This window comes from Bacillus sp. TE9106W, assembly GCF_054062215.1.
In genome coordinates this window covers 38,728-62,348 of sequence record NZ_JBSSFA010000010.1, presented here as the reverse complement: position 1 = coordinate 62,348, position 23,621 = coordinate 38,728, and the positions used below count along the sequence as shown (strand labels likewise).

Below are 23,621 nucleotides of genomic sequence, written 5' to 3'. Positions count from 1 at the left end.
TATTAAAAAATATAATTGTTAATTGTTTCTTTCATTGTTGGAATATCTTCATTCGTTACTGTAAAGCGAATCACTTTCTCATCAAGATCAAGTGCTTCTGCAAATAAACCTGCTAATCCGCGAGATTTTCTGTCTACTTCCATAATAATCTCTAGGCGATCGTAAGCACTTGGCAAGATCAACAATTCTAGTTCATCTAATTTCCCATAATACTGTCCGGAAACAGGAACAAACTCAAATTCTTGTGCGAATGGAACTTGCTTACGTAGTCGATACGGTAATTCTTCACACTCAATATGACGCGCTTTAAAGCCTAATTGATTGACACTCTCTAACACACTATTTAATAGTGCATTTGGCAATACTTGAATGTAATCACGATCACTTGGATCTATACTACGTTTAATATCAAGGCCTGTGTGTATCCAAACTGTTTTCATTCCAAGAGTAAGCGGTGTTTCAACTGGCATTTTAAATGAAAATGGAATTTCTCTTTTTTCATTCGGCTCAACAGAAAAAGGTTCTGTTAAACGAACTCGCTCTAAATCATGTGTTGTTGTTACTTTTTTATCATCCACTTCTCGAATATACGATGTTGATAACGTTAAGTAAATGCTTTCAATTTGTTGGCTAACGGAACCTCCAGTTATGTGAACCTTCCCGAGTATCTCTTCTCCTACAATATACTCATCTTTTTCGAGAACTGTATCTACCTTTGCATTACCAATACCAACGCTTGCTAAAAACTTTTGAAACATGGTACCTCCATCCTTTCTAAAGCAAAAGCTACATCTTTTTTTAAATCTCGTACATTCTCATAGTACGGCGTTTTCATTTGTAACATTCGCATCAGCATTTCACGGTTGTAATTTTCCAAAGTTAATTCGTCATACCATGGTTTTTCATATTTTTCATTAGATTCATAGCCTGCATATAATAAAAATAATGAGAAATGACCAAGCGCATAAAAATCGCTACGAAAGTGAACCTCTCGCATCAAAGCTTGTTCACCTTCATAAGTTGTAGCTCGTTCATCACCCTCACCTTTCAATTTCGCCAACCCAAAATCAATAATACTAATTTGGTTTTCTTTCATTAATATGTTTGGAATGCGTAAATCTCGGTGAATAATACCTTTACTATGAAACACTGATACAATTTCTAATATTTCATATAAAATTTTTAAAACTTCACGTTCTGTATATACATGTCCTTCTAAGAAAATATAATCTTCGAAATTTTTACCAGGCATATATTCCATCACAAAAAAGCTTTTTTTCTCCCATATGAAATGATCGTATAAACTAGGAATTGCATGATGATTTAATGTTTGTAAAATCATTTTCTCTTGTTCAAATGATTTTCTACCAGACTCATATCTTTGTTTACTTTGTCTTAATTGTTTTAAGACTTTATATCTATTTATTTGTAAATCATTAACGACATATGTAACCCCATAACTTCCCATTCCAATTACTGATTCAATTTTATAACGTTCTGCAACAATTGTATTTTTTCGCAGTGGTCTATCAAATAAAGCTAGTATACGACGCCATTTCATCAGCTACTTGAAAAGAAGCTACGGCTTTTACGTTTTCTTTTATAATGATGATGCCCATAACCAGATGAACGTCGTTTATAATCGCTACTTGAATAAGAGCGACCTCTATGGCGATAATCACTACTAGAATACGAACGATATTTTTTCTTTCCTAATAAAGAATCAATAATTTTTTTGAACATCCCTTCACCTCTTGAGTAAAATTTTCTTTTAATTATACCAATAATTGCCGACTTTAGTTGTGACAAGTTTGTAAAGAGTAAAAAACGACGAGTTAAGCCCGTCGTTACTTTCACTCATCTTCTTCATCAAACACTTCATCAATCATACATTTCTCTAATAAATACTCGAATGTAATATCTGCGAGATCTTCAATTTCTTCTCGTTTTGGGACGTATCCTCTTTCAATTAGTTGCTCATAAAAAAACTCCGCAATCTCTTCCGTATCAATTACGACTTCAATTTCCTTCATGAGCATCACTCCTTTATTTCTGTTTTATGAAAAAATCTCAAAAATATGTATATGAGATTAGAAAAATAGTTTTTCTTTTTTATAGGTCATATCCTTTGGACAAGGTGCATACGATGGTAGTACAAGCTATCAAAAAGGGGGATATAATTATGGAATATCAATACGAGGTAAAGCAAGAAGTAGGACAAACAAAAGAAGAGTTCATGCATGAAGATCAATGGGCAGACTCTCTTATTAAATGGCTTTTTATTTTTTTAATAATTGTAGGCATACCTTATACTACATATGTTGTTGTTCAATTCATTCTCTCTTTCTAGTTAACTATTTTTTCTCTGTCAATTTAACTAAATAATTATGAACAACATCCATAACAATTTTGTATTCTTCATCTTTAAATGTATCAAATAACAATTGGTAATCGTTATAAATATCAAGTAATCCATCAATGATTTCTTGACGATTTGTCTTAACACTCACTTTTTTTGAGTTGTTAATTGACTTTAATTTTCCTAAATCTAATTTATTCATACCTGCTTTATCTTGTTTCATTTTCTTCAAAATTGCATTTGCCGTTTGAGCATTAGCAAGTAACGTTAAATCTGACTCATCCGCTTCTAACCATTCACCATCCGTAATTCGTGACAATTCGTATATTGTATCTTCCCATGCGTCATTTTTATATCTCCATACTTCTGTACGAAAACCAACAATTCGAAACACATCTTTATCGTATCCTGTTACTTGCACGAGATCACCAAATGTGAAATGATAATTTAATTCAATCCATTCAGTTTCACCTTTTTTCATATCTTGCTCTGAAACATGCTGCAATGTTTGCTCTACGTAAAATCCATCGTGATTATTGACTTCGTATACGTAAACTCCATCTAAAACCTTCATATTTGTGATTTTACCAACGGTTCCATATAGCGTAATCACGACTATGTCCCCTACGTTATATTTAGGTTGCTTTTTCCTTGCCATCTATATCTCTCCTTTTTTTGACGTCGTGATTTTGATAACAGTATATGCAACCTACATAAAAACGCTTATCACAGAAGCGTATATTCATAAATTTTTTCAATAAAAAATATCATCATATGAAAATTTATTTACAACGTAAAAAAAGCTAGCAAATAGACTAGCTTCATGTCGAAAAAAGTTCATATAGTTTTTATCTATCTTGTATGTATAAATCCCACGCTTCATCAAATATAGACATACTTTCTAGCATTCCACTTAGCTCTAAGTATGAACTAATTTCATCGTAATCTTCAGATTGCTTCGGAAAACTTAAATCATCATACATTGCCTCTGCTAAATTCGATATTTCATTACTAAATAAAGCTGCACGATGCTTCATCATATAGTGGTAAAATGTCTTTTTCAAAAATATTCCCTACCTTTCTAGCTTGGGTACATTATACAAGGCAAAAAAGAAAAAAACCAGCCTAAAAGCTGGTTAAAAGTCGAAATAATTTCTTTTTAATAGACGTGGTCTTCCCATTAATTCTTCATATGTTAGTTGTTTTGGTAAGTCTTTCGTATAAATTAGAAACAATTGATCTTCTATTTCTTTCACTGTTTGATCTGATTGATAGTCCATACCACATGAGGAACAAGAAATGCATGGTGTCTCTTGGATTTCAATGGCTTTCGTACCATCTGGTAATTCCCAATATACAGTATTTAAGCTTTCTTTTGCTTCTGTACTGTCACACCACATACAATTCATACTGCATCACCCTCAGTTTTTTTGTCGTTTTCTTCTAATTTAGCCATTTGTGCTTGATATTTTTTATCTTTCAATTGGTCGCGCTTATCACGTTTATCTTTTAATGTTGCATGCGTTTCATTATCTTCATAGTCTTTACGACGATTCATACGCTGTAAATCGTCTGGAACAAGGTTAAATTTCTTATCGCTCATAAGACCCGCGATACCAACATCTGAACGTTTTTCTTCGTAGTTTGGATAGATTTCTTTAAAGTACCCTTCTGCCCTTCCTGGAATATAGCTTTCTGGCTCTGGATACGTTGTAATAACACCTTCAAAGTTACGAAGTACAACTTTATCTGCACTTTGCGAGATTAAATAGTTTGGCTGAAGCGCAATTTTACCGCCTCCTCCTGGTGCATCAACTACGAATGTTGGTACTGCATAACCAGACGTATGTCCGCGTAAACCTTCGATAATTTCAAGACCTTTAGAAACTGGTGCACGGAAATGACCAATACCTTCAGATAAGTCACATTGATAAATGTAGTATGGACGTACACGGATTTTTACTAAGTCATGCATTAGTTTTTTCATAATTGGAACGCTGTCGTTAATACCAGCTAAAATTACTGCTTGGTTTCCGACTGGAACACCAGCATTGGCTAACATTTCACATGCTTTTTTCGATTCTTCAGTAATTTCAATAGATGTATTAAAATGTGTATTTAACCATACTGGATGATATTTTTTAATAATGTTACATAAGTTTTCTGTAATACGCTGCGGGAATACTACCGGCGCTCTCGTACCGATACGAATAATCTCGACATGTGGAATCTCTCGTAAATTTTTTAATACATATTCTAAAATTTTATCGTTAATTAGAAGACCGTCGCCACCAGAGATTAATACATCTCGTACTTGTGGTGTTTCACGAATGTAAGCAATTGCATCATCTAATTGTTTCTTCGGCACACCCATTCCAATTTGTCCACTAAAACGGCGGCGTGTACAGTAACGACAATACATAGAACATTGATTCGTTACTAAGAATAATACACGGTCAGGATAACGATGTGTTAACCCTGGAACTGGAGAATCTTCATCTTCATGAAGCGGATCTTCTAAATCATATTTTGTTTTATATAACTCTTCCGAGATCGGTACAGATTGCATCCGAATCGGACAGCGTGGGTCATCAGGATTCATTAACCAAGCATAGTACGGTGTAATATTTAACGGGATCGTTTTCGTTGAAATTTTAACGCCCTCTTCTTCATCAGGTGTTAAGTTAATCACTTTCTTTAAGTCATCTAACGTTTTGATCGTATTCGTTAATTGCCAAACCCAATCATTCCATTGCTCTTCAGTAACATCTTTCCATAATTCGATATCCTTCCAGTGACGATTTGGTTTGTATACATCATGTAACATTGCTATTCCCCCTTTTTATACGCTCATCCTTTATATAAGCAATAGTCATGCCAACTTTACTTTATTGATAAGTAAATGTGCGGAGAACCCTATTACATAAGCGAAAAATTTTTTTTAAGCACTGTATGAAATTCATACATACTATCATATTCATTACTTTACATATATGTAAACGCTCTTTTATTCGTGCAAACACACAAAAACCGCCAATTATTCGGCGGTTTTGTCGTACTTACTCAGTTTATATTGAAGCGTTTGACGAGGGATGCCTAACATTTTTGCAGCTTGTAGTATATTCCCTTCCGTTTCAATTAACGCTTGATCTATTAATTCTTTTTCTGTTTGATGAAGTGCTTCTCTAAGCGGCAATATGCTCTTCTTCTTCGGAAAACTCTCTTTCCGAAATGTACGCGGTAAACAATTGGCTGTTAATGTATTCCCTTCTGCAATAATGACAGCATGTTCAATCGTATGTTTTAGCTCCCGAACATTTCCAGGCCATTGGTAAGATTGTAGTCTTTCTTTCGCTTCCTTATCCATTTGAAGTACACCTTTTTTATAACTTTTATTATACTCTTTCAAAAAATAAGACGCTAATAATAATACGTCCTCCGTTCTTTCACGGAGCGGCGGAATATATAATGAAAAGACATTTAATCGATAGTATAAATCAGTGCGAATTTTATTCTCTTTTAAACATACTTCTGGTGGCTGATTCATTGCCGTAATAACGCGAACATCTACTTTTCTCGTCTTATTATCACCAATACGACGAATAACACCATCTTCTAATACACGTAGCATTTTCGCTTGTAAATCGAGTGGCATTGAATTCAGTTCATCTAAAAACAATGTCCCTCCATCTACAAGTTCAAATAATCCCGCTCGTTCAATTGCCCCAGTATAACTACCCTTCGTCGTTCCAAACAATAAACTTTCTAATAGAGACTCTGGCAAAGCTGCGCAGTTTTGTGCAATAAACGGCTTGTTTTTCCGTTTAGAAGCTTCATGAATCGCTTGTACAAATAATTCTTTCCCTGTTCCTGTTTCCCCATATATTAAAACATTCGCATCAGTTGGAGCTACTTTTTGTGCTAATTCTTTCGTCTGTTTAAACCGAGCGTCATTCGTCACGATTGTTTCAAATGCAACATGCTTTTTGATCGCTTTTTTTCTAGATGACCGCTTTATTTTCGACTGTAAATCGACTATTGTATCTGTAAGTTTTTGAACTGTGGAATAATCCTTTGCAATTTCAACAGCTCCAGCAATATTTCCATCTATAAGAATAGGTAACGTCGTATTTACTGTGCAAATGTCTTCTCCATTTAAATTTTGATAATGCTGCACTTGATGAACGATTGGTTTTTTTGTATCTAACACTTTCATCAACGTACTTGTTTCCCTAGATAAAGAAGGGAACGCTTCTAACAAATGTTTACCTAACACTTTTTCAATTTTTGATCCATCGTGTTTTGCAGCTACAGTATTATAGAAAATTGTAATACCATTTTCATCTACTGCGTGTATAGCCTCATCAATACTGCCCAAAATCGCTTCAATGACTTCTTGTGTCGAAACTGCTAGCAATGTCATCCCCCCTCTTGCCGGAAATTCAGCAAATACTATGCCGAATTTCCGGCATACCTATGTGCGATTATAAGCATGACGGTTCCGTTCTATTTTTATAACGTACTATTTAGACAAATCTTTTACCCATATATTCATATCTTCTAGCTTATCGAAAATGTAGCAATTGTTCGCCAATCTTCCTGTATACGTATAGCCTAACTGATAAAAGGCTGCATTCATTCCGAAAGAAAGCGATCGAGCAATTGTATAAGAACAGAAAATCGATTTCTCTTGAAGTTCTTCTTCTAACTTAATTAATAAACTTTTCATAAACCCATGTTTACGATATGCAGGTAAAGTAGCACAATTCGTTAATTCTGCATTTCCTTCTTTTATATTCATTTCTGCAGATGCTGTACTAATTATTTTCCCCTCGAATTCATACACATAGTAAATTGTATCGTCTTCCTTCATCGTTTGTTTTACATAACTCGCTTCGTTTAATGGAGTTGGATACACTTCAAATACTTCTCCAAAGACAGCCGCTAATTCTTCTGCATCCTCTTCTGTCGCTTTTCTTAATAGAAATTTCTCTGGGACTATTTTTTCCTTTACCTCTTTTGCTTTTACACCGCTTAAAATGGTATCTTCCTCAGCCCAATGAATACTATTTCGTCTTTCATCATTATTAAATTTCACGAAAAAGTATGCATCATGACCTTGAAAATAATGTGGTAATGTTGCTTCTAATAAAAAACCGAAAGAGAGCCATGTGGAAACATGCTCTCCCTTTCCTTTAACAATACATTTAGTGAAAGAATGTTTCTCTGCTAATTCATCAATTGTTTGGATAATCCTCTCAACATTTCCTGTGTAGTGGTCTACTCGAATACGTTTATTAAAATAGTCCAAAACACCTTCTACTGTATAGCCATTCGTCTGTTCTCTAAAAGATTCATAGTATTTCATTTTTTCACCTCACACCAATCTAGTAATGTACATGCAATAATTTTTGCGGCAGCTATCATTTTATCAACTTCTATATATTCGTTTGGATAATGCGCTACTTTCGTCTCCCCTGGGCCAAATACTATCGTTGGTACACCTGCGATTTGTGTAAATAAGCCTCCATCAGTCCCCCACGGAGATGCTTCAATAATCGGTTTGTTCCCTTCGATTTCAACAAAGTTATGCTCGAGCGTTGTCATTAACTCATGATTTTCTTCCAGTTCACCTGGAACCCATCTTGCTCCAAACCATTCTACTCCTACAGGATTTTCAACAAACCAATTGTCCACATCATTTAATTCCGTAATCCAATTCTCAAACTCTTCTTTTGCTGCCTCTATAGTCTCATTCGGCGCAATACCGCATCTTCCTTCTAAAATTAACGAATCGGGAACAGAACTTGGCCAGCTCCCGCCTTCAATTTTCCCAATATTAATTGGAATTGGAATCGGGATTCCTTTAAATAACGGATCTGTAATTCGATCATTTCTCTTCTCTTCCAGCTTTCTCAAATGATCTACAACAAACATACTTTTTTCAATTGCACTTATCCCTTCATAACGCGTTCCACCGTGTGCTGCTTTCCCTTTCACATGTAGACGAAACCACATAGAACCTTGTTGTTTCGGGAAAAACTTCATATTTGTCGGCTCTGGAATAATGACACCATCCGCTTTATATCCTCGTAATATCGTAGCTAATGTTCCTGCTCCGCCGCTTTCTTCTTCTATTACACTTTGAAAATAAATATCTCCTTTTAATTCAATACGAGATTCAATAATTGCTTCCATCGCAAGCATTAGCGCGACATTGCCGCCTTTCATATCCGTTGTTCCACGGCCGTATATACGATTTCCTATTCTCTCACCACTATAGGGATGATGGTCCCACTGGTCCACATCTCCTTCTGGTACAACATCAATATGTCCATTTAATATCATAGATTTCCCGTCGCCGCTTCCTTTAAGGGTTGCCACAATGTTCGGGCTATCCGAAAAACTTGTACGTGGTGATACAAAATAAGGATGATCTTTCATTTTAGAAAATGAAGGTTCCCAAATATCAAGATCTAAACCTAGCTCGCGCAATTTTTCAATCACAATTGCCTGTGCACCACTTTCATCACCAGATACGCTCTTTTCTTGAATTAATCGTTTTAAAAATTTTACGCTCTCTTCTTCTTGACTCTCAATATAATCACAAATTTGTTTTTTTAATTGCTCCATATATTACATCTCCCCTCATTCAATTACTAGTAAGTTAGAGCCAATTTTAAAATTTGCTTCTGTATGTTGCTTTATATCTTCCACTGTGTATGGGCTCATCAATTCTTGCAAAATAAGTCCCCCCTCCGTTACTTCCATTACTGCCATATCCGTAATAATTAAATCTACACATTTTTTTGAAGTTAATGGTAATGTACACTCCGAAACAATTTTTGCATTTCCGTATTTATCGACATGATTCATCACAACAACGACCCGCTTCGCTTTTTGAGCTAAATCCATTGCTCCCCCAATACCTGGAACGCGTTTTCCTGGAACAATCCAGTTCGCTAAATCACCATTCTCACTTACTTGTAATGAACCAAGAATTGTTATGTCTAGTAAACCTTTTCGAATCATCCCAAACGCTGTGCAACTATCAAAATAACTTGCTCCTGTAATAAGAGAAGTTGGCAAACCTGCTGCGTTACATAAATTTTCGTCTTCATTTCCTTTACTTGGCGTAGGTCCCATACCTACAATTCCATTTTCCGCATGAAACATAACGTTTATATCGTCAGACAAATGATTTGGTACAAGCGATGGTATACCAATACCTAAATTTACAATCATTCCATTCTGTATTTCTTTCGCCGCACGTCTAGCAATTTTATCTCTCACTTCTACGCCCATACCCATTTCCAATTCACTCCTTTCGACGGTACGATATAATTTACAAATACTCCTGGGACAACAATTTCTTCTGGATCTAAACTTCCAAGTGGAACGATTTCCTCTGCTTCTACAATCGTTATATCCCCGGCCATAGCAACGTGAGGGTTCATGTTACGAGCGCTCTTATCAAACACAAGGTTACCAAATGGATCCGCTTTTTTCGCATATACAATCGCAACCTCAGCAGTTAATGCTGTTTCAATTAAATATGTCTTGCCATTCATTTCAACTGTACGTTTTCCCTCTTCTACAATCGTATCAACACCTACATCAACTAATACGCCACCAAGTCCTACACCACCAGCTCGAATACGCTCTGCTAATGTTCCTTGAGGAGAAAATTCAATTTGTAACCTTCCTTCGTTTAGCTGTCTTCCTGCATTTGGATTTGAACCGATATGAGAAGTAATTAATGATTTTACTCTTTCATTTGTAACGAGACGACCGATTCCTATATCAGGAAATCCCGTATCATTTCCAATTAAATTTAAATTTGTAACTCCTTTTTCTAAAATCGCCTGTATTAAAGATGGAGGGGATCCGATCCCCCCAAATCCCCCAAACATTAATGTCATATCATCGTGGAATAAAGAAATTACTTCCTCTATCTCTTTTAATTTATCGAATGTATTCGTAATAGTTGTCATGCGATACTATGCCCTCCTTTTTGCATCATTTCTTCTACACTTTTTGCAAAAATTGAAAGTAATTCATCTAACTCGGAATATGTAGTTGTCATTGGCGGTGCCACAAGCAGTGCACTATCTTCTTTTCCTGCTTGCCCTGAAACAGCTTGGTATAAAAGAAGACCATTTTTAGCTGCAACCGAAATAAGTTCTGACGCCTTTGAAAACGGTTGCAATTCTACTCCGATCAGCAATCCTTTTCCGCGCACATCAGCAATGATTGTCGATTGTTGCTGAACTTTCTGTAGTCCCTTTATTAAATACTCTCCCTTTTCCGCTGTTTTTTCAGGTAAATTATGTTTCTCCATATATTCAATAACAGCTAGAGCTGTTGCTGCAGATAATGGATTTGCACTTAACGTATGCCCACTCATAACAGAACGTGACCCTCGTAAAATCGGCTCCATAACACGGTCACTTACAACCGTCGCTGCCATCGGTGTGTACCCAGCTCCTAAACCTTTACCAAGAGTCATAATATCCGGTTCTACACCCCAGTGCTCCATCGCAAACCATGCACCAGTACGACCAAGCCCAGTCATTACTTCATCAGCAATAAATAAAATATCGTAATAGCTACAAATATCTTTAATAACTTTATAATATTCTTTCGGCGGAACGACTGCGCCTCCAGCTGCTCCAATAATCGGTTCAGCGATAAAAGCGGCAATATGTTCTGCTCCAATTCTTTCAATTGACCTTTCTAGTTCCGTCGCACAGGCAAGCTGACAAGTTGGATATACTTTTTGTACCGGACATCTAAAACAATATGGAGCTGGAATAGTTGGATAATCTTCTAAAATTGATACGAAACGTTGTCTACGGAGTGGATGCCCAGACATCGATAATGCTCCCATCGTAATGCCGTGATAACTCATCCATCGAGACAAAATTTTATGCTTTCCTTGAATACCCCGCTCTTGAAAATGCTGAATTGCAATTTTCATAGCTGTTTCATTTGCTTCCGTACCACTATTTACAAAAAAGCTCCAGTTCAAATCTCCTACACTTAAATCGCTTAATTTCTTCGCTAATTTTTCAGCTGGTTCACTCGTAAACTGTGATCTATAAACGAAAGCAATCTCCTCTGCTTGCTTTTTGATAACGTCCGCAATCTCCTTTACGCCATGCCCAATACCTGCCGTAATTGCCCCTGACGAGCCATCAAAATATTTATTTCCGTTTTGATCATACAAATACACACCTTTTCCATGTGAAATCATTGGATACGGCTGACCAACAAGTGGTTTAATTAAGTAATCGCGCATAGCGCTCCCCCATTTCTCCAATTTGTATATATATATGAAGAAAATTGACGTTTCTTTCATAAAAAAGAACCCTCTGCGAAAGCAGTGAATTTATCAAAAAACTATTATAAAATATACAAATGAGTGCTAAATATCATTTCAAAAACAGAAAATTCAGAACTTAATTCAAAGACCAACCCTTATCTATACGCTCAAATAACCCTCCCTTATATAAAATTAACGCTTCACTAAATATTTTTTTAACATAATGCCAACCTCGCTCAATTGCCGACATTGTGTAAACTTCGACGAAACTCCCTTTAAACTCCTTCCTATTCCCCTACTTTATATGGCATATTTTCAAACAAAATTCGACAATTATCCTTACTAAATCCATAGTGATTATTTGTATAAAAACCAATATTCTACATACATTGCGTTCGTTTTATACAATAAAAAAAGAACCGATTAACCACATTAATCAGTTCGGCACGACGCTCTATTACCGGTTAATACCTTCACTTGCAAAAATGAACCAAAAACAATAGCACAAAATCCTTCATAACTTCATTTCCAATCACCTTTGGGATAACCATATCCCAATTCGTCACTCCTTCCCTCAAAGTCAAACTACCATTCCTTTATAAATTATGTAGGACAATTATCACTTTGTATGTGTATTTGCCTATAATTTAAAAAATCCCTATTTTTCAAGAATTTCAGACCATGCATTTCATCGTCTTCATTACAAATTTTCTCCTTTGGAAACCATTTTTTCGCATAACCTCATCCTTGCTAAGCATATAGTTTTAATGATGACAAAGGAGGAATGTTCATGTCTCAATCTGAAATCGAAAAATATGGACAAGAAGCTGCACGTTACGAACAGCTCGCTCGTTACTATCAATTTCATAATCCAAAAAAATATGTAGAACTATATATGAAATATTATGATGCGCTTACGAATCTTGTACAGGCATATGAAAAAAGAGATTCACAAGAAGCTGCTTTACCTTCACACATAAGATTTTTTCACTCTGCTTCAAATACACCTGCGGTTGATATTTTAGTAAACGGGCAAAAGGTTATTAAAAATATTTCATTTAAACAATTTAGCCCTTATTTAACATTAGTGCAAGGTAAGTACCGAATAGATATTGTTCCTGTCGAAAATGAAACTCCCATCTTTTCAGCTTTAGTACCAATAATGGGAAATCACACTTATACTTTTGCTACAATAAATAATGATAATCATCTACAATTACAGCCTATGCTTGATAATACTCATTTACCAGCAGGTCAGGCAAAAATACGCTTTGCACACTTTTCTCCCGATACCCCTGTTGTAAATGTAAGTTTAAAAGATGGCGATCATTTATTTGAAAATGTACTCTTTAAACAAATAACAGATTTTTTAGAAGTTAGCCCTGGTACAGCTGATATTGAAGTTTCACTCGCAGATAATCAAAGTGTATTGCTAACTATACCGGATTTCAAAGTCGAACCGAACATTATTTATACAATTTCAATTTTAGGTTATTCCACGAAAGACCCTAAATTAGAAGCAGTTATACTTACAAATTAAAACAGTCTACACCATTTATTTGGTGTAGACTGTTTATTTTTGAAATGCAATTTGGAATTCTGTCCAATCGTCATCCGAACGACACATGATGGATCCATTATGTTTTTCTACAATTTGTTTACATACAAATAATCCAATACCAGTTCCTAGCTTTTTAGTAGTTACAAATGGTTCAAAAATCGTTTCTACATTTTCAGCTGGAATCATTGGCCCATTATTTTTTATTACAATTCGAATCGATTGATCTTCTTCAAATACATCAATGATAATTTTCCGTTCTTCTTTCATTGATTCAAGAGCGTCAATTGAGTTCATTAATATATTTAAAAATACTTGTCTCACTTCACTCCGATAACCAGTAAGTGGAATTGGATATGGCAAATTCTTTTCAATCGAAACATTTGCATTGACCAAACTCGGATATAAGAACTGTATAATATCTTGAAACAAGTCATTAAGCCAAAAACTTTCTGATTCATTCCACATTTCCTTTTTCGATACGAGTAAAAATTGCGAAATACGAAAATTTAATTGGTCTAATTCATGAGAAATAATATCTAAATACGATAAACTAGGATGATCTGCCTTTAATAATTTGACAAATCCCATAATGGAAGTAAGCGGATTACGAAATTCGTGTACAAAACTAGCTGACATTTGCCCTAAAATCGTCAGCCTTTCTTTATGTGTTTCGTTAATATATTGCTGTTTTTCCTCTAAGTTTCTTGATATAATTTCCGAGTATTTTAAAACAGTATAATAAATTAATTTGTCAAAACAAGTATGTATTTGGGTCATAATTGGTTTCAATTCACGTGCACTAACATCTAATTCACACATCGCTTCGAAAAGCTCATTTCTTCCCACATTTGCATTATAAACAAAATCACCTATATTAGCATCTGCTCCTGCACGTTCAATAGCAATTTTCTCGCATAATGGCTGAAGATAATTAATATCTTTTTCTTCCATAATAAGTTCAATAATAAACTCTAATAAATCCTCTCCATTTTGAACTACTTCTAGTCTAAATGGATCTTTATCGGAAATTATCATTTTGTTTTTCCAGTTCTCAACGAATTGGTGCCTGTTGTTTTTCAAGTGCGAACAAAATACTTCTTTAATATCCTTATCGATTGGAAAAACCTCCATTTCCTCCATTTCCATGCGACGAATACCCTTTATATTTTGAATATTAACACAAAAATCATGATTCGTTAATAGATTATTGTCACATTTTGTTAATATGTGTTGATAAAATTTTTATAACTTTATTAATTGTTTAGATTGATGCATTCCATTTTCCTTCCTTTCATTCAAATTTTTTTATTCGATGCGACTTTTTTTGCATCCTGATTCATTCTTTCGTACAATAGAAAAGGAAAGGAAAGGTGTGAAAAATATGGTAAATAAAAATGTGGAAGATTATCTCCAAGAAGGCATTTACGGCCAAAAGCAGAACAAACCAGAAGAACGTAATATGTATTTAACTACATTACGTGAGCGTGTAGAAATCGCTTTAACTATCGGTCAAGTAATGCAAAGTAATGTATATGCTGAAGTAGCTAGTAGCATGCGCTCTTCTCACTCATTACAAATATTCCTAAATGGTAGCATTGCTTACCCACATTTATCCAAATATATTAAATTGGCAAATGAAAAAAATGTTCCTTTTACAATTGTTCAAAATAAAGGCATAGAGACACCAATCGGCTTAGTATTATCTCATAGCACTGCTGTTGACAAAGAACAAATTTATGTAGAAGATGCTATTTACAAACAAGAAATGAAGTAAATGGTACACTTGATTAAATGAAATCGTTCTGAAAAGCGTAAAGCAAAAAGTAAAAAACGAGTATGGAATCGTAAACATTTCCTACTCGTTTTTTATTGCGCTATTTACATTCTATATACTTTATTTTTTAATACATACTAATTTCATTTCTGTCATTTCTTCTATTGCATATTTAATTCCTTCACGCCCTGTGCCGCTTTCTTTCACACCACCGTAAGGCATATGATCTACTCTGAACGTCGGAATATCATTTATCATGACACCACCAACTTCTAATTCATCAATTGCACGCATTGCTTTAAACAAATTATTAGTAAATACGCCTGCTTGTAGACCGTAACGAGAATTATTTACTTGCTCTATGGCCTCATCAAATTCTTTAAATGTATTTACTGTCATAAGTGGGCCGAATACTTCTTGGCACTGTACAGATACATGCTCTGGCACATTTGTTAATACAGTTGGTTCAAAAACCCTTTCATCACGTTTGTTACCGCCATATAAAACGTTTGCTCCTTCTTTAACCGCTTCTTGCACCCAGTTATCGATACGCTCAACATCTTTTTTCGAAATTAAAGCTGATACATCCGTTTCCTCAATCAGCGGATCACCAACAACAACTGTTTCCATCGCTTTCCGTAACTTTGATAGAAAATCATCCATTCTCTCTTCATGTACAAAAACACGTTGCACCGAAATACAAACTTGTCCATTATTAACAAATGCTCCCCATTTTACACGTTCAATTAATTCATCTGTTAATTCTACATCTTCATCAATAATAACTGCAGCATTTGATCCTAGTTCTAACGTAACTCTCTTTAACCCAGCCTTTGCCTTAATTCCAATTCCAACTTTCGGACTTCCTGTAAAAGTAATGGAAGCCACATCATCATTTGTAACTATTGCTTCACCAACAGTTGAACCGGGGCCAGAAATAATATTTAAAGCTCCTTTTGGCAATCCTGCCTCTTCAAATAGTTCGATTAATGCGTAAGATGATAGAGGCGTTTGATCAGCTGGTTTTAATACAACTGTATTTCCAGCAGCAATTGCAGGACCAACTTTATGTGCCACTAAATTTAATGGAAAATTAAATGGTGTAATAGCCCCTATAACCCCAATCGGTTTTCGTATTGTGTATGCAATACGCCCATCTGCACCAGGTGCTGCATCAAGTGGCAGTGTCTCACCGTATATACGCTTCGCTTCTTCAGCTGCAAATTTATATGTTTGAACGGTACGATCTACTTCTCCCCTTGCAGCACGTATTGGTTTTGCAGCCTCTTTTGCAATAATCTCTGCAAATTCTTCTCTTCTTTCATCCATTTTTTGTGCGACTTTCTCTAAAATAGTCGCACGATCATATGCAGATAATGTATTCATTTCTTTCATGGCATTTTTTGCAGCAGCAACAGCCTCTTTTACATCTTCTTCCGTTCCTTGCGCAATTTCCGCTAATGTTTCTTCAGAATATGGTGCATATAATGGTTTATACGTGTTTACAGACTTCCAATCTCCATTTATATATAAATGCTTTTTCATAATTCTTCTCCTTTCAAATATATGTATACAACAATACTTCACCTAGTGAAAGGTCTGACTTATTTCATTGTAACATAGTCCTTATTTTGCCAAAAATATTATGCTCAAAAAAAACTCTGCCATCTAGCAGAGTCTACGAACTAATTTGTTCTTGTAATGAAATTTGTTTTTCATCTTCTAAAATAACAATTGATTCTATAGTTTTTGTAACTTCTAGTCTCTTTATATAGTGTCCATCTAATTCTTTCACGCAAAACTTATAATTTTCGATTTCAATGAAATCCTCTTCAGCAATTTCTATATTTTTCGTTAAAATCCATCCACCAATTGTATCAACACCATTATCATCTATCGTTAAACCTAATAACGTATTTACTTCACTAACAAGTACTTTTCCCTCTAGTATCGTTTTCGTTTCACTAACTTGTTGAATTTCTGGCTGTTCATCTGTATCAAATTCATCTTGAATATCTCCAACTATTTCTTCTAAAATGTCTTCAACAGTAACAAGTCCAGACGTACCACCATATTCATCTATCAATATAGCAATATGTGTTCTTTGTTTTTGCATTTTTAAAAATAAGTCGTGTATTGGGATAGAGTCGATAACTAAAATAATCGGCCTAATATATTGCTCTACTTTCTTATTACGAACCGCTTTATGCTGCACAAAATCTGTAAAAATATCTTTAAAGTTCACAAAGCCTATTACGTGATCTTTGTCTCCATCAACAACTGGATATCTCGTATATTTTTCCTGAGACATCTTTTGCAAAGCTTCTTCAGCAGGCATTTCTTTACTTATAATATGCATTTCAGTTCGGGGTACCATTATTTCTTTTGCTATACGATCATCAAATTCAAAGATTTTATTTACATATTTATATTCAGACTGATTAATCTCTCCATTTTTGTAACTTTCTGAAACTAACAACCGTAATTCTTCTTCTGAATGAACTTCATCGTGCCCTTTCGGTGGTTTCAGCCCTAACAACTTCGTAATAATTCGGGCTGATCCATTTAATAGCCAAATAAATGGAAACGCCATACGATAAAAGAAAGTTAACGGTTTAGCAACAAATAAACTTACCTGCTCAGCTTTTTGAATCGCAAATGTTTTTGGGGCCAATTCCCCTATTACAACATGTAAAAATGTAATAAACAAAAACACTAAAATTACAGCAAAAATGTCTGCTAGTTGAGTAGAAATGTTCAAATTCACAAAAAGCGTGTCAAACATTTGCTTTAACGCTGGTTTACCGAACCACCCAATTCCCAGTGCTGTAACTGTTATTCCTAGCTGACAAGCAGATAAATATTCGTCTAAGTTTGTAATGACTGTTTTGACAGATGTTGCACGATTATTTCCTTCTGCAATTAAATAGTCAATTCGTGAACTTCGTACTTTAACAATTGCAAACTCTGCTGCAACGAAAAATGCCGTTAAGGCAATTAAAACAATCACTATACTTATACTATATATGTCCAAATACTTTTCCTTACTTACATTGTAAGTAAGGAAGCCACCTCCTACTTAATTTTATTCAAGTGAAGTAAGCATTCTAATACTCTAACAAAATTCTACATTAGCAACCACCTTTTTATATATTATATGCATACATAAAAAAGATATTTATCATTATGATAATCTAATTTATTTCCCTCAGTCAAATGATTCTAAATGTTAATATAAAATATTTTTATATACACGATATATTCTTTATAGCTTCTTTTCGTGAAAAAACACTTTCTTTGCCGATTCCACACTTCTTTTGTCATACCAGAAGGGAACTTCCTTCATAGATCGAAATCATTCAACAGGATATATATAGGAGGGATTATTTTGGAATATAAAACACCATTTATCGCAAAGAAATTAGGTGTTAGCCCAAAGGCTGTTGTCCGGATTGCACAACAATTAAATCTTACAATAGAAAAAAATAAATATGGTCACTTTATTTTCACACAAGATGATTTAGACCAAATGTTAGAATACCATCGTTCACAAATAGAGCAGTCTCAAAACACTCACCCTACTCAAAAAACATCATCAAATGATGTTGAAGAATTAAAAACTCAAGTAAATACAATTGTTCAAAACATATCATCGCATGATTTTGAACAATTAGCCGCTCAATTAAACACAATTACGAGAAGACTAGATCGAATGGAAGAACAAATGCAAGATAAGGCAAATGATGTTGTTACATACCAACTTTTACAACATCGCCGTGAAATGGAGGAAATGTTAGAGCGAATTCAAAAGCTAGAAGCTGGCCTCAAGAAAGAAGAACCAATATATATTACTCCCGATACAAAACCAACATATGAACGTGAAAAGAAACCGAAGCGCCGTAAAATGATTTTTAGTATATTTGGATTATAATTTTTAGACCCTTATTAAAATAATAAGGGTCTTTTTCATGAAGAATGATTTCATTTTAAAATAGTATTCTCTTTATTATACATATTCATTTCTTTTTATTTGGTTAACATAATATTCTTACTGTATTCTGCGATTAATGCCTGTGCATGGGCATTCCCTTGAATCACATCTCGAAATTCTTTTAAAGAATACAAATGCGTAGCCCCTTTTCGGGCATGAATTCGTACTGGTACACCTTGTAAAGTATCATGAAATTGGAATGGCTTATCTATCGGTTCAATTGGAAAACCGAGTGTTAATAAATACATATACATTCTTTTTGTAACTGCTGCAATATACCATTCTGCTCTCGTTTCTAATGCATGCATAAATAAAATAGCTGTTAGTCTTTTGAAGTGTCCTCTCCCACGAGACGTTTTCGCGATACTTAACTTGCCGATTTCATATACATTTTGCAAATCTTTCACTAAATCATTTTTAGAAAACGGATAGAAAAACTCAGAATTCGATTGCTCTGGTACCGTATACTTAATACATTCTACTGTACCGATATGATGCTCATCTTCTATTAATAAAAATCGTGATGGATTTAAATTACGTTCTACGAACATTAAGTTTCTTTCTTCACAAAAATCTCCCCATAGTTGCTCGAACCAAAAATGTTCTTCCTTTGTTTGAACACGCTGGAACATATTTCCCCGCCTTTCCCATCGCCGCTCTGTTTTTTGATAACGCTTACGCTATCTATCATATAAGAACAAATCTTCGTATGCAACTAAAAATATTTATGACTTATTATATTCTGCAAAACGAATTAAATTCCATCATAATCGTCTCTTATCCCTCATGTACCATCCTTCTCACAACATATTTATATTACTTGCAAATTCATATCATATGAAGCCGTCTCCCATACTGCATATAATTCTTCTTAATCTAAAAAAATCCTTTATAAAAAAGGATTTCTTTTACTTCTTCATGCTTTTTAACCACTTCTCAAAAATTTGTACCATTCCATGTTTTCCAGCTAATTTCTCTTCCCCTTGCTTCGTTTTATATGGATATAATTGTAAGAAAACACCACAACCAGACTCAATTTTTTTACTATGCATATGACTTCCTGGATATACACAAATGACTTCATAAATGGCCCTTCGATGATAGACTCGCTTTCCATCCTGTTCTTCTACAAATTTTATAGACCAGTACTTATACATTTGCTCAGTTGCTTTCGTATTCCCAACGTGCTGAAAAATATTGTACATTGGGCTATACTTCACTTCAATAATAATAGAAGATTGATAGACGTATTTCTCTTCCTCCTTTACATAACAGTCTAAGCGAATATCTGGCTTCTTCGTATCTTCTCCATTATAAAAATTACTCCCTTTACTTAATGCAATAAGAGGATGTGTTTCAATTAAATCATTAAATGCGACATGGACTTTCATATCATCTCGATGTAAAACTACTGTCGTTCCATCTTGTAATCCATCTACATAAAAATGTTCTTGTATTTGTTCACGAATGGAATTTCTAGCTTCAAAACCAATTTGCTCTAACATGGAAATAACGATAAAAAAAGCATAATATTCATACACTAAAAAAGTTGGTTTATAAACAAATAATAAAGATGGAGATTGATCTGTATATTGTGGGAGTAAATCTAAATGCTGTAGTAATTGTTGATGTGGTATCGGTAAATTATGTGCGTTCATTCTACCCGTTTCAGAAACTTCTCTCCAAAATGGAGAATGCATTAAAGTTTGAAAGTATTGTACACTATCATGTACGAAATGCGCTAAAATTTTATATTCTTGTATCTTCATAGAACTTTTTCGTAAATCCGCCTCTTTTAGTAAATGTATATTTTTATATTTTTGTTTCTCTCTATCGGTCACTGATCCATTACGCTCAATTGTTTGTATAATCGTTTTTACAGCTTGAAATTCTTCTGATTTCTTCTTTTTTTCTCTTTCTAATATTTCAATTGTTTGACGCAAAAAACTTTCGGCTTCAAGTAAATAAAGATAAAATTGCATCGCTTTAAATTTAAGAAATGCATTTTCCGTACTATTTTTTTGTTCGGTAAACTTACGATTATAATATTTTGCATACGGTTTTCTTTCCGCCACTACCGCTCCTTTCCTCGTTACTTTCCGCTCCTTTTCTTCCCATTTATATTCATGTATAAATTTTGAACTCGATTCTATTTTTTTAAAAATTTGCTTTATCTTTTTCATTTTTTGTGGCAACTTTCTAAGTAACACTAGATAAGAAGAATCTTCAATATCGCTCAGTGCAGAGAAAGTCTTTTTATAATAACCTCTATCTAAAATCAACTCATTTAAAATTGACTTCACATAGTTTTGAATCATTTCAAATTGGTCATCAAAAAAATTTTTGGGGACGACTTGAAAAGCGCCATAATACGTTCGATCTTCTATATTCACCTCAAAATGATATAAACCACAACGCCATGGATAAAAGAATTCCGTTTTTCCATGTTCATATATTAATACCTTTTGTTTTTTTTCATTTATTTCATATTTTGTCTCTTTTATATTTTTCTGTCCCTCATATACTTTATTCCATATAAAAGTAATATTCATTGGATTTTCATAATGGTATTGCAATCTAATTGGTTTTAATTCTTGCACTTTATAAATACATTGAACTAATGCTGTAGTGGAGGTACAAAGACGATTTAATAAAATATATTCCCCCTTCGTTTCCGCCCCAATGATTAACTTTAATACAAAAGGGAGCGTTTCTTTCGTATCAACGATTTCTGTTTCATATCGCCCTTCATTTTGCATAACCATACAACTCCAGTTCTCTACGCTTTTCTCTTATATATGCTAAAGAGTGTTCAAATGTAGATACTCTGTTTGCAAGTGAAGATTGCAAAAGAGGTACCAATGTTGCCCCCCTTTTTACTTCCTCTGAAAGTAAAGACCCAACCATCATTTCAGTCCCTCTTATTTTCGTCAATACACGTTGCTTTATTTGTAAATCAAATCCTTCTTCTCTACTGATCATATAGGAATGATTATTTTGGAACGGTATATTTTGCAAGTAAGTAGCTATTGCATTTGCGCATCGAAAAGAAATTCCCTTTGACGTATCGTGTGATGACAATACACCATGTAACTTATCTAATAGCTCTAACTCTTCTTCAGAAAACACCTCAATCATCGTTTTATTCCTGACCCAATTTATACGAAATTCTCCTGCAGTTACTTTCAGAGGTGGTTGTAATACAACTTTCTCTTGCTCCATACACATCTCACAAAATGGAACCTTTCTTAAAGTTATTACATTCGTCCGATCTAATAATCGATCTGAGAGTTCCTTCGTTGTTTCATCAAAATTCACAGTACCAACAAACATAATATTTTCTCCCATTTCAATTGTTGGTGGAATTGGATTTTCTTCCTCTTGTACACCTTCATACAAATTTAAAATACGGTTTTGCTTTTCAAGTTGAAGAACAGATAGAAATGGAGTAAACCAATGCTCAATATGTGACATATTCATTTCATCAAAAACGATTATATACAGCTGATTTTGATTTTCTTTTGCCTTCATTAACGCTCTAACTAATTTTGTTTCACTTTCAATAAAAGTTCCATTTGGGTGAAGGTAACCCAGTAAATCATGGGGTTCTTGATACGATGGTGAAACCGGAATCCAAACTAATTCTTCCCCATATTGTAATCCAAGTGCTTCTGCATAAGCTTGCACAAAACGGGATTTCCCAGCGCCTGGTATACCACCCAGAATCGTCAACATATTTGTTTTTGCACTTATATGAAAGTTATAAATATCTGTTTCATCCAAATATAGCCCTTTATTACGTACAAAACTTTTTACATACTGTAAAAAGACGGATTCACGCTCATCCCATTCCCATTCATCCTTTTGCACTTTTATTTCCTCTACTTCTACAAGCTTACCTTCTTCAGTTATTCGTTTTTTTAATTGCTCATACACATGATTGCTTACAAAATATAATTGATCTTCTACCGCTATTTCTACATACTTCATCCAGTCATTAATTTCTATATACTTGCATTCCCGCTGCTGTTCAAAATATGCGATTGAACTAATTGACGATGACTTTAAAGATATATTTCCATATAACCTTCCCTCGTGCCACAATAACTCAGGCGGCTCAAAGTCTTTCGGATATTTTGGCATTAGAAATGACAAATAACCATTACTAAGTTTTCTTTCTAAAGACTCCCCCTTTTTATAATCGGAAACTTTAGGTACTGGAATCATTTTATAACCGTTTGCGATTTCTCGCGGTTCTTCTGTACAAATTAACTCTACGTATATATGTCCTCTTTCATAATAAAGACGAAACATAACCAATTGCTTTTCTAATTTTCGTTTCTTTAATTCCGAAAAGACTTTTTCATTCTTTTTATTGTTACATAAACCTTCAAATACATATGGTTCATTTTTCAATTGCTCTTGCAACGTGAATGGTATTGGCGATAGGCATTGTATAAAGAAATTCTCTCCACTCTTCTCACTCTCTACTTTTGTAAACTTCCCAATAAACCTCATATAGTACATGCGTTTTATAAAACTTGGCTGAAGAGCTTTATGTAATTTCACCTTCGTCACCTTCTTTTTTCATACTATTCTTAGTGTATGAAA

Annotated in this window: 24 protein-coding genes; 4 read left to right on the top strand and 20 right to left on the bottom strand. The window is 34.3% G+C overall.

All coding sequences use genetic code 11. The features are described 5' to 3' along the window. Window positions 1-2: 2 nt before the first annotated feature. From ACVWY7_RS18170 to ACVWY7_RS18155, 4 genes are all read right to left on the bottom strand, one after another. Window positions 3-758, bottom strand: a complete 756-nt coding sequence (locus ACVWY7_RS18170; protein ID WP_000486600.1) for a sporulation protein — start codon at window positions 756-758, stop codon at window positions 3-5. After that, window positions 740-1,561: a serine/threonine protein kinase gene (locus ACVWY7_RS18165; protein ID WP_000872028.1), complete on the bottom strand. Its 822-nt coding sequence runs from the start codon at window positions 1,559-1,561 to the stop codon at window positions 740-742. Before ACVWY7_RS18165 ends, ACVWY7_RS18170 begins: the two co-directional genes overlap by 19 nt. Next, on the bottom strand, window positions 1,561-1,743 hold the full coding sequence (locus ACVWY7_RS18160; RefSeq protein ID WP_000473370.1) for a hypothetical protein: 183 nt from the start codon (window positions 1,741-1,743) through the stop codon (window positions 1,561-1,563). Before ACVWY7_RS18160 ends, ACVWY7_RS18165 begins: the two co-directional genes overlap by 1 nt. 110 nt (window positions 1,744-1,853) lie before the next feature. Beyond that, window positions 1,854-2,033 (bottom strand): YozD family protein, encoded by a 180-nt coding sequence (locus tag ACVWY7_RS18155; RefSeq protein ID WP_000658451.1) that lies wholly within the window; start codon window positions 2,031-2,033, stop codon window positions 1,854-1,856. A 149-nt stretch (window positions 2,034-2,182) separates the two neighbouring features. On the opposite strand from ACVWY7_RS18155, the gene ACVWY7_RS18150 reads away from it, so the two are divergent. Next, window positions 2,183-2,350 carry a DUF3930 family protein gene (locus ACVWY7_RS18150; protein ID WP_000456538.1) on the top strand — a complete coding sequence of 56 codons (168 nt, stop codon included), beginning with the start codon at window positions 2,183-2,185 and terminating at the stop codon, window positions 2,348-2,350. 4 nt (window positions 2,351-2,354) lie between these two features. Here ACVWY7_RS18150 and ACVWY7_RS18145 read toward each other — a convergent pair whose 3' ends face one another. The 10 genes from ACVWY7_RS18145 to ACVWY7_RS18100 form a co-directional block, all read right to left on the bottom strand. Further along, window positions 2,355-3,017, bottom strand: coding sequence for a hypothetical protein (locus ACVWY7_RS18145; protein ID WP_000101495.1), 663 nt, complete (start codon window positions 3,015-3,017; stop codon window positions 2,355-2,357). Window positions 3,018-3,207: 190 nt separating this feature from the next. Beyond that, on the bottom strand, window positions 3,208-3,423 hold the full coding sequence (locus tag ACVWY7_RS18140; RefSeq protein ID WP_000750724.1) for a YozE family protein: 216 nt from the start codon (window positions 3,421-3,423) through the stop codon (window positions 3,208-3,210). 72 nt (window positions 3,424-3,495) lie between these two features. Further along, window positions 3,496-3,768: a YokU family protein gene (locus ACVWY7_RS18135; RefSeq protein WP_000995764.1), complete on the bottom strand. Its 273-nt coding sequence runs from the start codon at window positions 3,766-3,768 to the stop codon at window positions 3,496-3,498. Beyond that, window positions 3,765-5,186 (bottom strand): lysine 2,3-aminomutase, encoded by a 1,422-nt coding sequence (gene kamA, locus ACVWY7_RS18130; RefSeq protein ID WP_000902136.1) that lies wholly within the window; start codon window positions 5,184-5,186, stop codon window positions 3,765-3,767. The genes ACVWY7_RS18135 and kamA overlap by 4 nt, the downstream gene beginning before the upstream one ends. 210 nt (window positions 5,187-5,396) lie before the next feature. After that, the gene (gene rocR, locus ACVWY7_RS18125) at window positions 5,397-6,782 is read right to left on the bottom strand and encodes an arginine utilization transcriptional regulator RocR (RefSeq protein ID WP_003288007.1); all 1,386 of its coding nucleotides are present in this window, start codon (window positions 6,780-6,782) and stop codon (window positions 5,397-5,399) included. Window positions 6,783-6,881: 99 nt separating this feature from the next. Further along, window positions 6,882-7,727 (bottom strand): putative beta-lysine N-acetyltransferase, encoded by an 846-nt coding sequence (gene ablB, locus ACVWY7_RS18120; RefSeq protein ID WP_000878620.1) that lies wholly within the window; start codon window positions 7,725-7,727, stop codon window positions 6,882-6,884. After that, window positions 7,724-8,992, bottom strand: coding sequence for a peptidase (locus ACVWY7_RS18115; RefSeq protein WP_456523884.1), 1,269 nt, complete (start codon window positions 8,990-8,992; stop codon window positions 7,724-7,726). Before ACVWY7_RS18115 ends, ablB begins: the two co-directional genes overlap by 4 nt. 15 nt (window positions 8,993-9,007) lie before the next feature. After that, window positions 9,008-9,670: a CoA transferase subunit B gene (locus ACVWY7_RS18110; protein WP_000525295.1), complete on the bottom strand. Its 663-nt coding sequence runs from the start codon at window positions 9,668-9,670 to the stop codon at window positions 9,008-9,010. Further along, entirely contained in the window at window positions 9,655-10,353 is a 699-nt protein-coding gene (gene atoD, locus ACVWY7_RS18105; protein WP_105989581.1) for an acetate CoA-transferase subunit alpha, read from the bottom strand. The genes ACVWY7_RS18110 and atoD overlap by 16 nt, the downstream gene beginning before the upstream one ends. Continuing rightward, window positions 10,350-11,660: an aspartate aminotransferase family protein gene (locus tag ACVWY7_RS18100; protein WP_073524170.1), complete on the bottom strand. Its 1,311-nt coding sequence runs from the start codon at window positions 11,658-11,660 to the stop codon at window positions 10,350-10,352. The genes atoD and ACVWY7_RS18100 overlap by 4 nt, the downstream gene beginning before the upstream one ends. 814 nt (window positions 11,661-12,474) lie before the next feature. Here ACVWY7_RS18100 and ACVWY7_RS18095 point away from each other — a divergent pair. After that, window positions 12,475-13,224 carry a DUF4397 domain-containing protein gene (locus ACVWY7_RS18095; protein ID WP_000083256.1) on the top strand — a complete coding sequence of 250 codons (750 nt, stop codon included), beginning with the start codon at window positions 12,475-12,477 and terminating at the stop codon, window positions 13,222-13,224. A 33-nt stretch (window positions 13,225-13,257) separates the two neighbouring features. Here ACVWY7_RS18095 and ACVWY7_RS18090 read toward each other — a convergent pair whose 3' ends face one another. Then, window positions 13,258-14,391, bottom strand: coding sequence for a BA2291 family sporulation histidine kinase (locus ACVWY7_RS18090; RefSeq protein WP_000425079.1), 1,134 nt, complete (start codon window positions 14,389-14,391; stop codon window positions 13,258-13,260). A gap of 235 nt (window positions 14,392-14,626) precedes the next feature. On the opposite strand from ACVWY7_RS18090, the gene ACVWY7_RS18085 reads away from it, so the two are divergent. Further along, window positions 14,627-15,019: a YueI family protein gene (locus ACVWY7_RS18085; RefSeq protein ID WP_000247555.1), complete on the top strand. Its 393-nt coding sequence runs from the start codon at window positions 14,627-14,629 to the stop codon at window positions 15,017-15,019. A 120-nt stretch (window positions 15,020-15,139) separates the two neighbouring features. Here the strand turns inward: ACVWY7_RS18085 and ACVWY7_RS18080 are convergent, their stop codons facing one another. After that, the gene (locus tag ACVWY7_RS18080) at window positions 15,140-16,564 is read right to left on the bottom strand and encodes an aldehyde dehydrogenase family protein (RefSeq protein ID WP_000716439.1); all 1,425 of its coding nucleotides are present in this window, start codon (window positions 16,562-16,564) and stop codon (window positions 15,140-15,142) included. A gap of 133 nt (window positions 16,565-16,697) precedes the next feature. Further along, window positions 16,698-18,053, bottom strand: coding sequence for a hemolysin family protein (locus ACVWY7_RS18075; RefSeq protein ID WP_033682027.1), 1,356 nt, complete (start codon window positions 18,051-18,053; stop codon window positions 16,698-16,700). A 354-nt stretch (window positions 18,054-18,407) separates the two neighbouring features. On the opposite strand from ACVWY7_RS18075, the gene racA reads away from it, so the two are divergent. After that, the gene (gene racA / locus ACVWY7_RS18070) at window positions 18,408-18,950 is read left to right on the top strand and encodes a chromosome-anchoring protein RacA (RefSeq protein WP_000456010.1); all 543 of its coding nucleotides are present in this window, start codon (window positions 18,408-18,410) and stop codon (window positions 18,948-18,950) included. Between the two features lie 95 nt (window positions 18,951-19,045). On the opposite strand, the gene ACVWY7_RS18065 is transcribed toward racA, so the two are convergent. The 3 genes from ACVWY7_RS18065 to ACVWY7_RS18055 form a co-directional block, all read right to left on the bottom strand. Next, window positions 19,046-19,642 carry a hypothetical protein gene (locus ACVWY7_RS18065; protein WP_105989580.1) on the bottom strand — a complete coding sequence of 199 codons (597 nt, stop codon included), beginning with the start codon at window positions 19,640-19,642 and terminating at the stop codon, window positions 19,046-19,048. Window positions 19,643-19,918: 276 nt separating this feature from the next. After that, the gene (locus ACVWY7_RS18060) at window positions 19,919-21,769 is read right to left on the bottom strand and encodes a hypothetical protein (RefSeq protein ID WP_456523927.1); all 1,851 of its coding nucleotides are present in this window, start codon (window positions 21,767-21,769) and stop codon (window positions 19,919-19,921) included. After that, window positions 21,759-23,579 (bottom strand): AAA family ATPase, encoded by a 1,821-nt coding sequence (locus tag ACVWY7_RS18055; protein ID WP_142395559.1) that lies wholly within the window; start codon window positions 23,577-23,579, stop codon window positions 21,759-21,761. The genes ACVWY7_RS18060 and ACVWY7_RS18055 overlap by 11 nt, the downstream gene beginning before the upstream one ends. Window positions 23,580-23,621 lie beyond the last annotated feature (42 nt).

Bases quoted from the DNA above. Each gene is read 5' to 3' on its own strand.
- ACVWY7_RS18170 (WP_000486600.1), bottom strand. From the start codon at position 758: ATGTTTCAAAAGTTTTTAGCAAGCGTTGGTATTGGTAATGCAAAGGTA.
- ACVWY7_RS18165 (WP_000872028.1), bottom strand. From the start codon at position 1,561: ATGAAATGGCGTCGTATACTAGCTTTATTTGATAGACCACTGCGAAAA.
- ACVWY7_RS18160 (WP_000473370.1), bottom strand. From the start codon at position 1,743: ATGTTCAAAAAAATTATTGATTCTTTATTAGGAAAGAAAAAATATCGT.
- ACVWY7_RS18155 (WP_000658451.1), bottom strand. From the start codon at position 2,033: ATGAAGGAAATTGAAGTCGTAATTGATACGGAAGAGATTGCGGAGTTT.
- ACVWY7_RS18150 (WP_000456538.1), top strand. From the start codon at position 2,183: ATGGAATATCAATACGAGGTAAAGCAAGAAGTAGGACAAACAAAAGAA.
- ACVWY7_RS18145 (WP_000101495.1), bottom strand. From the start codon at position 3,017: ATGGCAAGGAAAAAGCAACCTAAATATAACGTAGGGGACATAGTCGTG.
- ACVWY7_RS18135 (WP_000995764.1), bottom strand. From the start codon at position 3,768: ATGAATTGTATGTGGTGTGACAGTACAGAAGCAAAAGAAAGCTTAAAT.
- kamA (WP_000902136.1), bottom strand. From the start codon at position 5,186: ATGTTACATGATGTATACAAACCAAATCGTCACTGGAAGGATATCGAA.
- rocR (WP_003288007.1), bottom strand. From the start codon at position 6,782: ATGACATTGCTAGCAGTTTCGACACAAGAAGTCATTGAAGCGATTTTG.
- ablB (WP_000878620.1), bottom strand. From the start codon at position 7,727: ATGAAATACTATGAATCTTTTAGAGAACAGACGAATGGCTATACAGTA.
- ACVWY7_RS18115 (WP_456523884.1), bottom strand. From the start codon at position 8,992: ATGGAGCAATTAAAAAAACAAATTTGTGATTATATTGAGAGTCAAGAA.
- ACVWY7_RS18110 (WP_000525295.1), bottom strand. From the start codon at position 9,670: ATGGGTATGGGCGTAGAAGTGAGAGATAAAATTGCTAGACGTGCGGCG.
- atoD (WP_105989581.1), bottom strand. From the start codon at position 10,353: ATGACAACTATTACGAATACATTCGATAAATTAAAAGAGATAGAGGAA.
- ACVWY7_RS18100 (WP_073524170.1), bottom strand. From the start codon at position 11,660: ATGCGCGATTACTTAATTAAACCACTTGTTGGTCAGCCGTATCCAATG.
- ACVWY7_RS18095 (WP_000083256.1), top strand. From the start codon at position 12,475: ATGTCTCAATCTGAAATCGAAAAATATGGACAAGAAGCTGCACGTTAC.
- ACVWY7_RS18090 (WP_000425079.1), bottom strand. From the start codon at position 14,391: ATGGAAATGGAGGAAATGGAGGTTTTTCCAATCGATAAGGATATTAAA.
- ACVWY7_RS18085 (WP_000247555.1), top strand. From the start codon at position 14,627: ATGGTAAATAAAAATGTGGAAGATTATCTCCAAGAAGGCATTTACGGC.
- ACVWY7_RS18080 (WP_000716439.1), bottom strand. From the start codon at position 16,564: ATGAAAAAGCATTTATATATAAATGGAGATTGGAAGTCTGTAAACACG.
- ACVWY7_RS18065 (WP_105989580.1), bottom strand. From the start codon at position 19,642: ATGTTCCAGCGTGTTCAAACAAAGGAAGAACATTTTTGGTTCGAGCAA.
- ACVWY7_RS18060 (WP_456523927.1), bottom strand. From the start codon at position 21,769: ATGCAAAATGAAGGGCGATATGAAACAGAAATCGTTGATACGAAAGAA.